General features: G+C 46.5%; 13 protein-coding genes. 4 read left to right on the top strand and 9 right to left on the bottom strand.

What is annotated here, in order from left to right:
- The first annotated feature begins 409 nt into the window (after nucleotides 1-409).
- The gene (locus tag QUA50_RS09110; RefSeq protein WP_242725377.1) at nucleotides 410-661 is read left to right on the top strand and encodes a TIGR02450 family Trp-rich protein; all 252 of its coding nucleotides are present in this window, start codon (nucleotides 410-412) and stop codon (nucleotides 659-661) included.
- Nucleotides 662-1032: 371 nt separating this feature from the next.
- Here QUA50_RS09110 and QUA50_RS09120 read toward each other — a convergent pair whose 3' ends face one another.
- The 5 genes from QUA50_RS09120 to QUA50_RS09140 form a co-directional block, all read right to left on the bottom strand.
- On the bottom strand, nucleotides 1033-2145 hold the full coding sequence (locus tag QUA50_RS09120) for a M24 family metallopeptidase (RefSeq protein ID WP_333263096.1): 1113 nt from the start codon (nucleotides 2143-2145) through the stop codon (nucleotides 1033-1035).
- Nucleotides 2146-2253: 108 nt separating this feature from the next.
- On the bottom strand, nucleotides 2254-3342 hold the full coding sequence (gene galT, locus QUA50_RS09125) for a galactose-1-phosphate uridylyltransferase (protein ID WP_333263099.1): 1089 nt from the start codon (nucleotides 3340-3342) through the stop codon (nucleotides 2254-2256).
- A gap of 356 nt (nucleotides 3343-3698) precedes the next feature.
- Entirely contained in the window at nucleotides 3699-5378 is a 1680-nt protein-coding gene (locus QUA50_RS09130) for an AarF/ABC1/UbiB kinase family protein (RefSeq protein WP_333263101.1), read from the bottom strand.
- A 441-nt stretch (nucleotides 5379-5819) separates the two neighbouring features.
- On the bottom strand, nucleotides 5820-8045 hold the full coding sequence (locus tag QUA50_RS09135; RefSeq protein WP_333263301.1) for an ATP-binding protein: 2226 nt from the start codon (nucleotides 8043-8045) through the stop codon (nucleotides 5820-5822).
- Between the two features lie 532 nt (nucleotides 8046-8577).
- Entirely contained in the window at nucleotides 8578-9456 is an 879-nt protein-coding gene (locus QUA50_RS09140; protein WP_333263104.1) for a hypothetical protein, read from the bottom strand.
- 178 nt (nucleotides 9457-9634) lie between these two features.
- Between QUA50_RS09140 and QUA50_RS09145 the strand changes: the two genes are divergently transcribed.
- The gene (locus QUA50_RS09145) at nucleotides 9635-10183 is read left to right on the top strand and encodes a LeuD/DmdB family oxidoreductase small subunit (protein WP_333263107.1); all 549 of its coding nucleotides are present in this window, start codon (nucleotides 9635-9637) and stop codon (nucleotides 10181-10183) included.
- Between the two features lie 64 nt (nucleotides 10184-10247).
- Here the strand turns inward: QUA50_RS09145 and QUA50_RS09150 are convergent, their stop codons facing one another.
- On the bottom strand, nucleotides 10248-10670 hold the full coding sequence (locus QUA50_RS09150) for an NUDIX hydrolase (protein WP_333263109.1): 423 nt from the start codon (nucleotides 10668-10670) through the stop codon (nucleotides 10248-10250).
- Between the two features lie 323 nt (nucleotides 10671-10993).
- Nucleotides 10994-11419 (bottom strand): DNA-binding protein, encoded by a 426-nt coding sequence (locus tag QUA50_RS09155; protein ID WP_333263112.1) that lies wholly within the window; start codon nucleotides 11417-11419, stop codon nucleotides 10994-10996.
- 144 nt (nucleotides 11420-11563) lie between these two features.
- Between QUA50_RS09155 and folD the strand changes: the two genes are divergently transcribed.
- A complete protein-coding gene (folD, locus tag QUA50_RS09160; protein ID WP_333263115.1) occupies nucleotides 11564-12433 on the top strand; it encodes a bifunctional methylenetetrahydrofolate dehydrogenase/methenyltetrahydrofolate cyclohydrolase FolD in 870 nt (289 codons plus the stop codon).
- Nucleotides 12434-12644: 211 nt separating this feature from the next.
- Here the strand turns inward: folD and QUA50_RS09165 are convergent, their stop codons facing one another.
- Nucleotides 12645-13409: a methyltransferase domain-containing protein gene (locus QUA50_RS09165; protein WP_333263118.1), complete on the bottom strand. Its 765-nt coding sequence runs from the start codon at nucleotides 13407-13409 to the stop codon at nucleotides 12645-12647.
- A gap of 88 nt (nucleotides 13410-13497) precedes the next feature.
- The gene (locus tag QUA50_RS09170; RefSeq protein WP_333263120.1) at nucleotides 13498-13986 is read right to left on the bottom strand and encodes a GNAT family N-acetyltransferase; all 489 of its coding nucleotides are present in this window, start codon (nucleotides 13984-13986) and stop codon (nucleotides 13498-13500) included.
- A gap of 111 nt (nucleotides 13987-14097) precedes the next feature.
- Here QUA50_RS09170 and QUA50_RS09175 point away from each other — a divergent pair, with 111 nt between their 5' ends.
- On the top strand, nucleotides 14098-14985 hold the full coding sequence (locus tag QUA50_RS09175; RefSeq protein WP_333263123.1) for a LysR family transcriptional regulator: 888 nt from the start codon (nucleotides 14098-14100) through the stop codon (nucleotides 14983-14985).
- The last annotated feature ends 72 nt before the right edge of the window (nucleotides 14986-15057 follow it).

The raw sequence follows: 15057 nt of genomic DNA on the forward strand, positions 1-15057 counted from the left end.
TTCAATAGGTATAACTAATTACAGGGCAGTCATTGAACTGCCCTTACTTTTGAACCCCGATGCGAAACTGCTGCAAGTTACAATAAACACATCTACTTGCAGATAGAGTTTAGGTGAACTCTCATGTAAGCTGCTGCGGATCTATATTATTTGGTATGTTCGCCAGAAGGGGAGAGGGGGAGAGGATTTGACGAGCTTTAATAGGGAATTAATATCATCAAACAGAACGAGTTATAGCAATCCTTGCAGGAGTGGTACAAAAATGTAGGGATAGTACCTTTCTTTGCCTACCCCGGCCTCATGGGGGCAACCGGGCGTGGGTCTTGCCCCTACAAGAATTACACAAAGGATTTAGGATGGCTATATTACAAGTCAGCGGCTTTCTAATATATTTTTAGACAAAAATACTGTGAGCAAAAAACAAAAATTTCCTTATTTAGTTGGTTCCCGATGGACTTCACACCAAAAAACTTGGGGGTGGCGACACTTTCAAGTGGTCAATCGAAAAAACGAAGGTAAATGGGTATTTGCAGAAATGGTGGCGGCTTGCGATCCAAATGTGCGTTTTTGGCTGAACGCGGCACAGCTAAAAGACCGATCGCTCTGGCAAGCTGGATGGCAGTCTACGCAAGAATTAGAGGAATTAGAAACGGCAGACTAAAATACAGGGCTGTGAGGTAGAGTGAGGGGAAGTTCCGCCGCCTGCTGCTATCGTTCCGATCCAAACCAATACGGAGTGAGACTTTCCCGGTTTTGACAAATCTTTTACATGACTGCAACTCCTGGAAACCTTTATGTAGCAGCGTTTTTGCTTAACTAAGTCGGTGGGAAAAATCATCAGTATGTAACAAAACATTAAGTGCGGCGATCGCAACTCAATTTAATGCGTTTTGTAGGGTAGTTTCCTTTTTTCCTCTAGGGCGTGTCCTAAATTAAGCTAAATGACAGAACCTGCTAGATAAATTGCACCTAAAAAGTTTGCAGCGCGTTTGTCGTAGCGGGTTGCGATCGCTCGGTAGTGCTTGAGATTGACTAAGGTCGATCGTCCCATATTTCCAGCGGCACAGGGCGCAACCTTCCCGCGACTTCTACACTCGGCCAATTCGGATCGAAAGTCAAATTTTCCAACGTTCCATCGCTGTGAATTAAAAACGTATCCTCAATTTTTGCTCCAGACAAACTCGGATTCCAAGCCACAGCCATATTTTCTGCCAAAATATCTGAAGTAGTTGGATTCGCCACAATTTCCCGCGCCAAATATCCGGTAGTTCCGCCTTGATGGTGTTCCGCAATTGCTTGAGGATATCCGTGCTCTTCGTAAGCAGTTTTAAGCGTATCGTAAACCGCATTCAGCGTTACTCCGGGCCGACACAAATTTAGCGCCGCTGCTTCAATTTCTCTGACTTTTCGGTGCAACTCTGAATGCTTTTCCCCAAGAAAATCGAAACAGACAAATCTAGTTAAATTTGCATACAAACCCCATCCCCTCGCGCAAAATACTAACATTGCTTGTCGTCCAATTTGTTCGGCGGTTGCTGTGGCGTGGCGGTACAGCGGCAAACGCCTTTCTCCAGCAACTAATGTCAGGGCTGGATGCAAACCTCTCGCCCACAAAGCCTCTGCACCGGCTCCCGCTAGCTGATATTCTGTCCATGTGGGTTTGGCGGCGGAAAGTACCTCTGTCATCGCTTCGCTGGCTAAACGCCCGACTCGCCGGTATCGCTCTAATTCGCTTGACATCATTGTCTGTTTGCGGGATTGTAAAGATGCGATTATTGGCATTTCTTGGGAAGTTGGCCGATCGCTCATGACGTTACCGCCACCAGTAATTTCTTTGACAAAAGCTTCGCGCTGTGCAACATCAGCCCAAGGATAGATGTGCATTTGAAAGTTGGCTGGCAATTCTTCGTCCTGCAAGCGTTGAGCTTCGATTTCATCGGTGAGAACCCAAGCGTTTTCGGCGGTAATTAATATTTCTGCAACTCCGGTTTCTGCGGTTAGCAATACTGTATGGGAACCGCCGGCTGTGGCCCAAGCAAACCAGTCTGTACCGCGCAAGCGAAGGGCGATGGCTTTTGTTTCGGTTAAGGCTTTGCGGATGAATTCGAGTTTGCTGTCAACTTCTGGGTTTAATGAGTTTATCATCTGCTTTCTTGCATCTAAATTATATTTTTAGGGCGGGCGGGACACCCCACGAAGAAGGAAGAAAATTAATTATTTGAGTCAGCATTTCCTCAATCTAAAATCTAAAATCTAAAATCTAAAATCGATAGATACTCCTTGCAATTCTTTAGCTTTTTCTTCTGGTAAAGCGTCGTTGGCAAACATTCCGGCGGCGAGTTCGGTTCCTGCTAGGTATTTTAGCCGATCGCTCGATCGATAGGGCGGATAAAATTGGGCGTGCAAATGCGCTTCTGGATGGGGTTTCCCGTCTGTAGGGCCTTGAAACCAAGCCATCAAATAAGGGAAAGGACGATGCCACAAACCGTCGTATTTCAGGGTGACTGTTTTTAATGCTTTAGCGAGTGATTGACGCTGTTTTTGGGTCAAATCGATAAATGTAGCAGCGGGGGATATGGGGGCTATCCACACTTCGTAAGGGTAGCGGGCGCAAGCGGGGACAAAGGCGATCGCCTCTTCGTCTAAATAAATAATTCGCTGGTTGTCGGAAATCTCTTTTTGAATCAAATCTTGCAGCAAACCGCTACTGTTTTTTTGATAGTAATCCGATTGACATTCTAACATCCGTGCCGGCACCGGTGGCACGAACGGATAAGCGTAAATTTGTCCGTGGGGGTGGTGCAAAGTTACTCCGACTTCGACGCCGCGATTTTCAAAGGGCAAGACGTATTGAATTTCGGAATTGCTGCCAATAACTGAAGTGCGATCTGCCCAGACTTCTAACAGCAATTCCAAATGAGTTAACTCCAAAGAACCGAGGGAAGCTAGCGGATCTTGAGTAAAAACAACGACTTCGCAAATGCCGTTAGCTGGCAAAGTTTCGACAATATTTGCAGGTGCATTTTTTGCTTGCAAAGTCATCGAGGGAAAGCGGTTGTCAAACACTGCTACATCGTAATTTCCCGGCGGCAATTCTGTCGGAAACTTAGGGTTAATTGTAGCTGCCAGCGGGTTGTATTCCGGCGGCGGCATGAAAGTTCTTCCCTGACGGTGGCTGGCGTATGCTACCCATTCCCCCCGCAAAGGATGCCAGCGAAAGTGCGGGTTTGCCTGTACGGGTTCATTGCTGGGACTTACGGCGGCGATACCTTCTGGGATTGGGTAGCGGCTGTACAGTGTGAGGGGGCGGCCGTCTGGTTTTAGCAATGTTTGGGCGTACATTTTTTGTAGGGGCGGGCGATCGCGTTTAATATATGTTAGGAGTATAACTTCGTGCTTTGAGAATCCGCCCCTACCTAAAGTCGCAAATTATTTTAACAAGTTTAGGAATGAGAATTAAATAACTTAGAATGCGTGATGGTTCTTGTGGGATGGGCCTTATAGCCCGTCCAGAAAGGGCGGGCTATAAGAGCCCAACCCACTTTCAAGAGTGTAAATTATTTAATTCGCGATCCTTAGTTTGCACTACCAAGGTCAGCCGATCGTCTGCTATTGTATAACCGGCCGGAGAACTCGGATCTGGATTCAATTTAAATGCTTAGCAGCTTACGATCGCAATTCTCAATTACCCAGTATATTTATCGCTCGACCATTCGATCGAGCTTTTCCTTAACCAACAAGTCTAACAACGAGCGCAACACAAACAAGGCACCGAATCCCGAAACCGCAAAAGCTGCGATCGCCCCCGTTTGATATCCGCCCACCAGCAGCACTGCACCCGACAAAAAGACAAAACCAGTCAAACAAGCGAAAATTAGAGTTTTCAGGGCTAAATTAATGCGTTTCAAGGCTCTTTCGCTCTCGATATTTCGCACTCTAATTTGCAGTTCGCCCTCTTCAATTCGCTGCTCCAAACGCTTGAGATAAACTTGCGATTTGCTCGGCTGCCGTAACTTATATGTAATAAAACTTCGCGCTTGCCTTGCCAATTCTCCGATCGCATTTCCCCGCCCCTTGCTCACCGCAATACTCTTGACAAAAGGCTGAGCAGATGCTAGGAAATTGTAGTTAGGGTCGAGAGTTCTAGCAATGCCGTCGAGGGTCGTCACCGACTTGACAATAAACATCATTTCTGCAGGCAAGCGAAACGGTTGCTGCTCGAACATGATGTAAAGTTCGTTCTTAATTTCATTAAAAGCTTGAAAGTCGATCGGCTTATCAATAAACTTATCCAACAGAAAAGCAATCAGCCTGCGTACCGGCATCATATCCGGCATCGGCTCAACCAAGCCGATCGAAATTAAAGTATTGAGTACCTCGTCAGTATCCTTTCTCATCACAGCAAAAAACGTCTTGACCATTTGGTCTTTAGCCAAAGACTTCACCTCAGCCATCATCCCAAAATCGTAAAAAATCAAGCTACCATCTTCTGTCACAGCCAAATTTCCCGGATGCGGGTCAGCTTGAAAAAAACCGTCAATTAACAACTGTTTCAAATAACAGCAAATTCCGAGTTGATTGAGTTTCACAATATCGACTCCAATCGCCTCTAAACTAATGCGATCGTCCACCTTAATCCCTGGTGCGTATTCTAGAGTCAGCACTTTTTTAGTAGTGTATTGCCAGTAGACTTTGGGGACAATAATCTGAGGATATTCTCGAAAATTATGGCTAAAGCGATCGGAATTTTTACCTTCTTGCACGTAGTCAATTTCTTGATATAAAATCTTAAAAAACTCGTGATAAATAGATTCTAGGTCATATTTGCGCGTCCCAGGCAAATAGCGATCGCAAAAACGCATCACTTGGCGCACCGCCTTGACATCCAAATCAAATAAACTTCCCAAACCCGGACGCTGCACCTTTACAATCACATCTTCCCCGGTGTGCAGCCTCGCTTTGTGTACCTGTCCCAGACTCGCAGCAGCCAGAGGCGACGGGTCAAAATCGCGGTACAAAGCATAAATATCCTTGCCTAACTCTGATTCTACAAGAGCGATCGCCTCTTCGGAACTAAACTGAGGAACCCGATCTTGCAACTGTTCGAGTTCCTTCACATACTCAAGCGGCAGCAAATCCGCGCGAGTCGAGAGAGACTGCCCGATTTTAATAAAAGTCGGCCCTAAATTCAGCAAAGTATTGACCAACCAATGAGCGCGAATTCTTCTAGTATGAGGGGAATTATTTTGCAGCAGTGCGTCCCACCACAAAAAAAACATAAACTTTCCCGCCGCTGCAAAAATGTCTATTTGCCGTGCCAGTGGCGAATATTTAGAACGTTGCCAGCGCAGGGTTTTAGGTGCAGCTTTTGTGAGCATAATATTGGCGATCGAATTCCATGCACCGTGACAATTTTTAGGGACAATCCAGGACGCAGAAACCGGCTTGTACGAAAAGACGGGTTGCAGGCCTTTGAAACAGTTAAAAAACTCAGTTTCTTTGGTCTATACTGCGTACAATCATCTCCTGCTATACAATTATAATTAAGTTTATAGTAAGTAATGCCAGTCCTGATTAATTCATAAATAGAGGACAGTCGAACTCACTACAAACACGCGCTAATTACAGGCCAATAACCAGACATAATATAAGTTTTCGACAAAATCAGGAATCGAGAACCGGCAATTTAGACAGTAACGAGACAAACAATTCAAAACAGAGGACTTGGTAGCGTTTACGACATTCCAAAATCTCCCTCTTCTGGCCCGTCTTCTCGTTTCGCCTGTTCGCTGCCAATTAAGAGCAGCTTCTCAACCGAACTATTCTTCTAGATTACAGAGTTCCGCTGCAAATTGGGGCAGAGTCAGAGTAAAAGATGTGCGCCACAAATTCTCAGCTTCTGAACTTTCTGCCGGACAGCTAGATACATCAATAGTACCATTCAAGTGCTGCACTAAACACTTTACCAGAGCCAGCCCCAAACCCGTACCGGCAATAGCTTGGTCAGTAATGCCAGTGCCACGGCGGAATTTCTCAAAGATATGGGGCAAATCAGCCGCAGAAATGCCGCGCCCGAAATTAGAAATGCTCAGGACAATATAGCCGGCTGCCTCAGACACTTCCAAAACTACTGCCGTTCCAGAAGCAGAGTATTTTCCAGCATTCGTCAGCAGTTCCAGCAGTATCCGATTGAGAATGTCCGGGTCAGTTTCCCAGCAAGGGGCCAACTTGGGCAAATCCACCTTCAGAGTCAATTGCTTATCCGCCCACTGTTTTTCAAAATCCCTAACTAAATCTTGAAATAAACGGTTGAGATCGATTTTGATTAGAGAAATTGGGACTTGCTGAGGCTCAAACTGCTTGAGGGCCAGCAAATCGTTAACCAGAGCAGTTTCCTTAGAACACTGCTGTTCTAGAATGTCGAGATACTTAGTCCGATTCGCTGACGGCTGTTCAGCTTGTTTGAGCATCAGAATCGCCAGCTTCATGATTGTTAAAGGGGTACGCAACTCGTGACTCAGAGTGCTGAGAAACTCGTCTTTAACCAGCTTCAATTTCCGCATTTGCTCTAGCTGATTGGCAGATTGTTCGTACAGTTTCCCCTGCACGTCGAGACTTTGCTGCAACTGAGCGTTTCTGTCTAAGACTGCGGTTTGCAATTCCTTAAGCGTTTGAGTTTGGATCATCATCTTGCTGGCTTGAGCGCTGACTGATTCGAGAACTTCTAGTTCTTCCGGGTTCCAAGTGCGCGGCTTCGAGTGCTGCAAAACCAAGAAACCCAAAACTGTTTCGTGGCAGCTACCGCCCGTGATGGGAACCAGCAGCAAGCCGCGAATGCCTTGGAGTTTCAAAATTTCTCTGGCTACTTCTTGTTCTTTGGCGATTAATTCGCCTGCGTCAGCGAGGGCTAGGGGTTTGGGTGCGCTGTGGAATGCTTGGTGGCACAAGTTAGATTCTGACAGCCAAAAACCTGGATAGTTATTTGATTTTGCGTTGGGGATTTTGGATAGGGAATTAGCCGTTTTTTCCTTGTTTTTTCTTCTGGATGTTGAGCTTTTTTTTTCGACTGCGCTTTGTGTTATTGCCTGTTTATTTGGATATTTTTTTACAACCGATTCGCAAACTAATTCGACTTTCGCTTTGGGAGTTTGATTGGGGGAGCGAGTTGTAAATAGAGGATCTGTATATTTCAATAGGAGGATTTGGCCTCTATCTACTTCCAGGGTATCGACGGTATTTTGAATAACTTGCTGCAATATTCGATCGACTTCTGAATTGGGGTCGTCCGAGGCAGCAACTAACCTGAGTAGATTTTTGTATTTAGCTTGTTGCTGTAACTGTTCGTTTAAGCTGGCAATTTCTTGAGTTTTTTGAATGTGAGAAATCGCGCTGCCGATCGCGTCTGATGCTGCTTCAAGGCGCTGCAGATCGGCTACCGACCAGTCGTAAGGTTGCGACTTACCAACAATCATCATGCCATTTACAGCCCCTCCAAATCGCGCAGGCCCTGCTAAAATTGCCCGAAAAGGCAGCGGAGTCACAGGGGAATTGGGCGATGAAGCTGCCGGAATATCAAGATAGTCGGATATCGCCACTATCTCTCCGTTTGCTAGGACGTTTGCCCAAGCGGGATGTTCGAGTGATATGCTAGGCGGTTTTAATTCTGTCGTTTGGGGGTGTTCCGGTGCTTGAGTGGAACCCGCAACATCGGCAACATAAGGGAGATTGCTCCAATTTTGCCAGTAAGCGTTCGGATGTACTACTTTCTGGTCAACCACAGCAGTGACCACACAGAAATCTGCCCCCCATGCAACCCCCAAAGTATTGGCTATTTGCAGCAGCAGGAGTTCTCGATCGAAGCTGGTGGTGAGAATTTGGCAAATTTGTCGCCCGATAAGGGCAGGATCGACCTGGTACTGCATAAGACGATCCAGAAATTTTTGGACTGATACTGGTTCTGGGATTTGCGGTAAATGCAAAGTGCAAGACTCTGACGGCGATCTGTCGATCGAAGTAAAGTCTTGATTTCCCCGGCGATCGCTCATGGCAACCAAACCTTTATTCTAAGATGTTTGAGCCGACTACCGCTGCAACAAATATAGAACCTCTCCATAACTGTCGGCTTAACCATTATGAGTCTGCTTTCTGTGTTTGTGGAGCCGATCGGCCGGTCGCTCGATATGTAAAAATATACCCATATCTGACCGAGTTATATTTTCCTGTTTCTTATCCTTGGAGCTGTACGGGATGAACTTTACCATCCTTTACCGGACGACTATCAATCCCATTCCCGCTAATTTTGATGGTTATTAGTAGTATGAAGTTTTTCTAGAGACCGCTTAGTGACACCCCTCTCCTCACCCTGTGATGTTTCCTATTTAAGTTTGCGATCTTAAAAAATTTTTATTTTGATACAAATGGGTCGATCGAGTAACGCCGATCGCAAAAATTCAAAATCCCCAAATTATCACTCATAACATAGCTGAGAGTTTCCGAGTTTTGACTCAAAAACTCATTTTTCACAAGACCTAGAGCAGCATGGCGAACTCTAGATTTAAATCTATCCGACTTACCTGCTTACTTATTTTGTGCTTCCTGTTGGGCTTTATCGCTATTTTGGCGGTAAAGTGCCGTCCGGTTCTGAGCCGTTGTGTAGCGGGGATGCTGGGAAGGCACGGCGGCCATCAAATCGGAAGCTTGCTGCCACTTAGCAGCTACGATTAACCAATCCTCGCGAGATTGAGCGGTTTTGCCGTCGGTGGCTGCTTGTTCGGCGACTCGCACTGCTTGTGCAAAAGAGTCAACAGCAGAATTAACAGTATCCTTAGAAATTTTCAAAGCAGGTTTGGCCACCGAGGAAGGGGCAGTGGCAACTGCTTGGGTGCTGGCTTGTGTGCTTTTTGGCACTTGGGAATTGAGTCCTTTGTAGATGGCGGCCGCGGCGGCGAGCAACAGCACGGTCAAACTGATGCCGCCGACGATACCGCGCTGAAATTGCCGCGGTTCCTGCATCGATCGAGGTACAGCCATTCTCGGCAAAGCCCGCTTGCTGGCGAGAGCTTGTCGTTCGTGATGGTTGCTCAGAGCTAAACGCTTGAACAAATTCGGCTTTCTGAGTTTAATTTGTTGAGACCACAACAGTTGATTTTCCGGATCGCGGCTAATTTCTTCGAGCCACAGCAGTTGGTGTTCTCGGACAAGCCGGCTGTTGATGTTGACTCGGCGAATATTGCGGGGCGAAATGCGTTCCAAAATTTCTCGGACTCGATCGACCAAACTAGACTCTTCGAGCAGTTGGGGCGTTGCAGCTTCGCACAGCAGTTGCAGCACCCCGTCTGCAAACACGGCTCGGGCCCTTACCCCTACCTGTGCCAGCTCGTCATTAAGGATTTGAATAATCGATGCAACCGAGCCCTCGCGAGCTTGTCGAGCAATGTCATCTATTGGATTTGCCATAAAACTATCTTGACGCTTAGCAATCTGTTAATTGTTAACCCAAAGTCTCGGATCTAATTTTTACTCATACAGGTTATCACTGACACTGCCAGGTTAAAATGAACAGATGCAAATCTTGCATACCGATCCACTTAAAATTATCACCACAGCATCGAGCGAGGCTAACAGGAAATAAACTATGGGTAAAGTAATTAGCGGTCAAATTTTTGTTGTAGACGACAACATCGATACAGATCAAATTATCCCTGCCGAATACCTGACCCTGGTTCCCTCGAAGCCGGACGAGTACGAGAAACTAGGCAGTTACGCAATGATTGGGTTGCCCGATCGCTACGGTAAGTTTATCGAATCCGGGGAACAGAAAACCCGGTACCCGATTATCATAGCGGGCGAAAATTTTGGCTGCGGTTCTTCGCGGGAGCACGCTCCGATCGCTCTGGGGGCGGCAGGTGTCACAGCGGTAGTGGCTTTGTCTTACGCGCGCATTTTCTTTCGCAATTGCTCGGCTACTGGCGAATTGTACCCGATCGAATCAGTCGATCGGCTGTGCGACTTGTTTGTAACCGGCCAAGAAGTGACGGTCGACTTTACAGCAGAGGTAATTGTCAACCACACTCTCGATCGAACTTTCTCGCTCAAACCTTTAGGAGAAGTAGGCCCAGTAATAGATGCCGGAGGGTTGTTTGAGTACGCGCGCCAAACGGGAATGATTGCGGCTCGCTCTTAACTGTTAAACCCCCTGCAATGTGGGGTGCAAGGCCCAAGAGCACCCTACAAATATCAGTAGAGTTTCAAATCGAGTCAATAAAATTCAATAAAATACGCTGGTGAGCAATCCCAAAAGGTCGCACATCTCCTGACTGCTCAGAAAAGCATTTGCCTGCCCGAATATGCTGGGGTGTCAACAACTTCATATCCCAACCCTCAAGCAAAACTAAATCCTTGACATCTGCACCAAGTTGTGCATAAAAAACGTGGCGAACCACATCTTTTTCGACATCACAACAGAAAAAAGAAACACTTGCAGGAGCATAGCCAATTTCCTCTGATAATTCCCGCAATACAGCAACTTCCGGCGTTTCCCCCGGTTCCAAGTGTCCGCCAAACAAAGCCCAATGTCCGGGATACCTGATATGAGGAATATCGTCTCGCAACTGACAGAGAAACTTGCCGTCTTGGTACAAAATCGCGATCGCAACGTGAATTTTAGTCATTTGTTAAAAAGAAGAAAGAAGAAAGAAGGAAGAAGGAATAAATTGCTGTAAAGGCTGGTTCACCAACATCTGTAAAACCAACCAAAAATCTAGGTAAACCTGCCCCGACCATAATATTATGGTTAAGGAACTTTGAGGATAAATAAACAGGTCGAAATCGCCCAAGCGCAACTATAAACCCTTGATTTTTATGAAATAGAATTACTTAATGAAATAAATTATAGCGGTTCTCAAGCGTGGTGAAGTATGGGGGCGAACCCTATGCCCACGGAGCCCTATGACCACCTCATGTTACTGAGAAAGGCTATAGCATCTTCCTATTTTTATTTAGTTGCCGCTGGAGTGCGCTTTAATTGTTCCATTTCCTCAACATAAACTTCACCTAAATCTTTTCCGGCCAAATCCTTTAGAGTAATACTCTTGTAGCGGACTTCTCCCTTCAGCAATACTTCATCGCCAAGCTGGGGCAACTCTTGCTTGGTTAAAATCCAAATACTGCCAGTACCATCCTCAAGTTGATAAGCCGCATTCCCTACAAACGGAGCGCGATTTTCCACCTTTCCCCGGAGATAAACTTCAGCATCCATTTGCCGCTTTTGTTGAACGTCGCCAATGCTAGCCACATTAAAGCCAAGATTGAGTTGAGACATGGGTAAATTGCCGCAACTGAAAAAACCGCTGGCGAGGATTAGCGACAAAGAGCTGGTACAGAATCTTTGAACCCAAACTTGCTGAATTGCAGTAGTCATTGGTCAACTGATTTGAGATGTGAGGTACGACTTACTTTAACAGAATCCTAAGAATCGATCGCAAGTAAGAAACTTCTCTAGTGTAGTCCTTGGCGGCGATTAAGCTAAAATCTAAAATCGTCAGCCCCTAACCCAGAGTCTACAATGGATGCCAAAACTGCTCAAATACTAGATGGCAAAGCTTTAGCGACAAAGATTCAAAGCGAGCTGAGCGATCGAGTCCGCGCCCTACAACCCCAAAAGGGGCGTCCTCCGGGACTTGCGGTGCTGATGGTAGGGGACAACCCAGCTAGCGCAGCCTATGTTCGCAATAAAGAGCGAGCCTGCGCTAAAGTTGGCATAGCTTCCTTCGGCCAGCATTACCCCGCAAACGCCACTCAAGCCGAACTAGAACTTGCAATTCGTGCACTCAACGAGGACGATCGAGTAGATGGCATTTTAGTTCAATTACCGCTACCAGAACACTTAGATGCAATTGCGCTGCTGTACCAAATTGCCCCCGACAAAGATGCTGACGGACTTCACCCTGTCAATTTAGGCCGTCTCGTGCGTGGCGAGGAAGGTTTGCGGAGTTGTACTCCCGCCGGAGTGATGCGGTTATTGCAGGAATACCAGATTGATTTAAAAGGAAAAAACGCTGTAGTTTTGGGCCGCAGTATTTTGGTGGGTAAACCGATGGCGCTGATGCTGTTAGAAGCCGACTGCACTGTTACTGTAGCTCATTCGCGATCGCAAAACCTAGAATCGATTACCAATCAAGCCGATATTTTAATAGCCGCAGTCGGCCGCACAGAAATGATTACAGCTAATATGGTAAAACCCGGATCGGTAGTAATTGATGTCGGTATTAACCGCGTCGTCAATCCAGACGATACTAGCCGTTTGGCCGGAGATGTTGAGTTTGATGCTGTTAAAACAGTAGCCGAATTTATCACGCCGGTGCCGGGAGGAATCGGGCCGATGACTGTTGCGATGCTGTTGGAAAATACAGTTTCGAGTTACAGCATCAAGTAGTCATTAGTCATCATTACAAATACACTTAACGTAGGGTGCGTCGCTGCTAAAAATTTGGGTGAAAAATCGAGTTTTCGGGAAGCGACGCACCATACAAAACACTTAACTTAGGGTGCGTCGCTGCTAAAAATTTGGGTGAAAAATCGAGTTTTCAGGAAGCGACGCACCTGACGATGTTCTCGAATTTGAAGATTTGCGATCGCGACGCACCCTACGGTTTTACAGCCACAACGCGAATTCTGCGGTAATCTGCACTCCAATTACCATCGCGGTACAGCCTCGATCGCAAACGCTCTGCAACTGCGTTAATTACCTGCGATCGCACATCATCAGACAACCCCGACAAAAACCCGCCAGCAAACATCTCAATCCAATTTACCATACCCGCGCTGCCACCTTCTAGGGGAGTCGGGCGATCGAACAAAACCGCATAACCCACATCAAATCCCTGCTTTTCCAAAAGCCCAGCATACTCGCCAATACTCGGAAAATACCAAGGATTAAGCGCTTCAGGTTCATCACAGCCAATTTCTGACAAAACACTCAAAAGTGCGCGGACGATCGCCCCCACGTTCCCCTTACCGCCAAACTCAGCCACAAAACGCCCTCCGGGCTTCAGCGCTTTTTCCACACAATCGATCGCAGCATCCGGCTGTTTAATCCAGTGTAAAACTGCATTAGAAAACACAGCATCTAACGGAGATTCTACTTGAAAAGTCCTCGCATCTGCGACAGCGAAGTTAATGTGAGGATAGTTAACCTTTGCCGTGGAAATCATCGACAAAGAGGAATCAATACCTTGCACAAAAGCACCACTTTGAGCAATCTTTTCAGTTAACTGTCCCGTACCGCAGCCCAAATCCAGAATTTGTTCACCAGCCTTCGGAGCGAGTAACTCCAAAATCGATTCGCCGTACTGCCAAACAAAAGCATGATTTTGCTCATAAAGAGCTGTATTCCAATAATTTTGTGCCATAATTACCCTGAACCTTTCTTCTCTTTCTCTGTGTTCTCTGCGTCTCTGCGGTTAATAAAAAAAATCCTTCTTCACAAAACCAACCAACTTATTTGTTAGCGAGTTGGGCGATCGCACTTCCCTCAATTCGGCAAACCCTAATATTTTCCAAAATGCGCGCTCCCTGCTTTTCATAAAAAGCAATTCCCGGCGCATTGCCAGTATTAACAGTCCATTCAATCCGCCCGCAATTTGTGGACTCAGCAATTTTTGCCAAATACTTTAGCAGCGCTGTCCCGACTCCCATACCGCGCATATGAGCTTGCACAAATAAATCATCAAGCCAAAGGCACGGCTGCGTCAATAAACTTGAATAGGAGGAATAAAAAAGAGCAAATCCTACCGCTTTTCCCGCAACTTCAGCCAACAAAACCCGCACTAGCGGAGGCTGGAAAAACAAAGTTTCCTGCAATTTATCGGCGGTTGCGGCCAACAAATTTTTAGCTCCATCGAACTCGCTTTTCTGTGAAATAAAATCCACAATTAATTCCAAATCTGCCAGCTCTGCTTCTCTAATTTTGATATCCAAATTAGCCATTGTTTAATTCTCAATCGCGCCTATTAATCACTGTATTAAATGCCATCATCAATGTCCAATATATGTTTGACTAACCACTTATACTTTTAAAATATAAATGATGGGGGAGCTATGGAACTTCGGCATTTGCGTTATTTCGTTGCAGTTGCAGAGGAACTGAATTTCACTCGTGCAGCCGAAAAACTGCATATTGCCCAACCTCCGCTGAGCCAACAAATCCAGCATTTAGAGGCAGAGTTGGGGTTTCAACTGTTTCGCCGCACCAAGCGGACGGTGCAGTTAACGGCAGCGGGACAGGTTTTTTTCGAGGAAGCCGGGAAAATTCTGCAGCAAGTCGATCGAGCAATTCAACTCGGCCGCCAAACCAGTCGGGGCGAACTCGGCCAACTGACGATCGGCTTTGTGAGTTCTGCTGCACACAACGTGGTTCCAGCCATTTTGCAGGCCTTTCGCACTCGGTGTGCCGCCGTCTTGCTGGAACTCCACGAACTGACAACAAACGAACAGTTGCAGCGGTTGCGGTTCGGGCAAATTGATATCGGCTTCGTGCGCCCTCCGGTTGAGGAAGAGGGGATAAATTCTGAAATCGTTTTTCGAGAACCGCTGATCGCGGCACTGCCAGAAACGCATCCGGCGGCCGATCACACGCATCTTGAATTACGCGAACTCTCTGCCGAACCGTTCATTTTATTTCCCCGTTCCCAGGCTCCGGGGTTGTACGATGCGATCGTCAGTCTGTGTCAACAAGCAGGTTTTAGCCCGATCGCAGCTCAAGAAGCAATTCAAATGCAAACCATTGTGAGTCTGGTAGCCGCCGAGATGGGAGTGGCGATCGTCCCTGAGTCGATGCAAAATTTCCAGCGCAGCGGGGTAGTTTACAAAGCGTTACCAGAATCAACCTGCATTGTGGCGATCGCTATAATTTGGCGCAGCGATCCAACGGCGGCGGTGCAGCGCTTTTTGGAAGTCGCCAGACACATTAGCAGATTTGAGATTTGAGATTTGAGATTGTAAATTTTAGATTGACTGGCAATTTGACAAACTTATCAAAACTCAAAGATTTTCTGTGCA

Source organism: Microcoleus sp. M2_D5 (assembly GCF_036701935.1).
In the GTDB taxonomy this organism is placed as follows: Bacteria; Cyanobacteriota; Cyanobacteriia; order Cyanobacteriales; family Microcoleaceae; genus Microcoleus.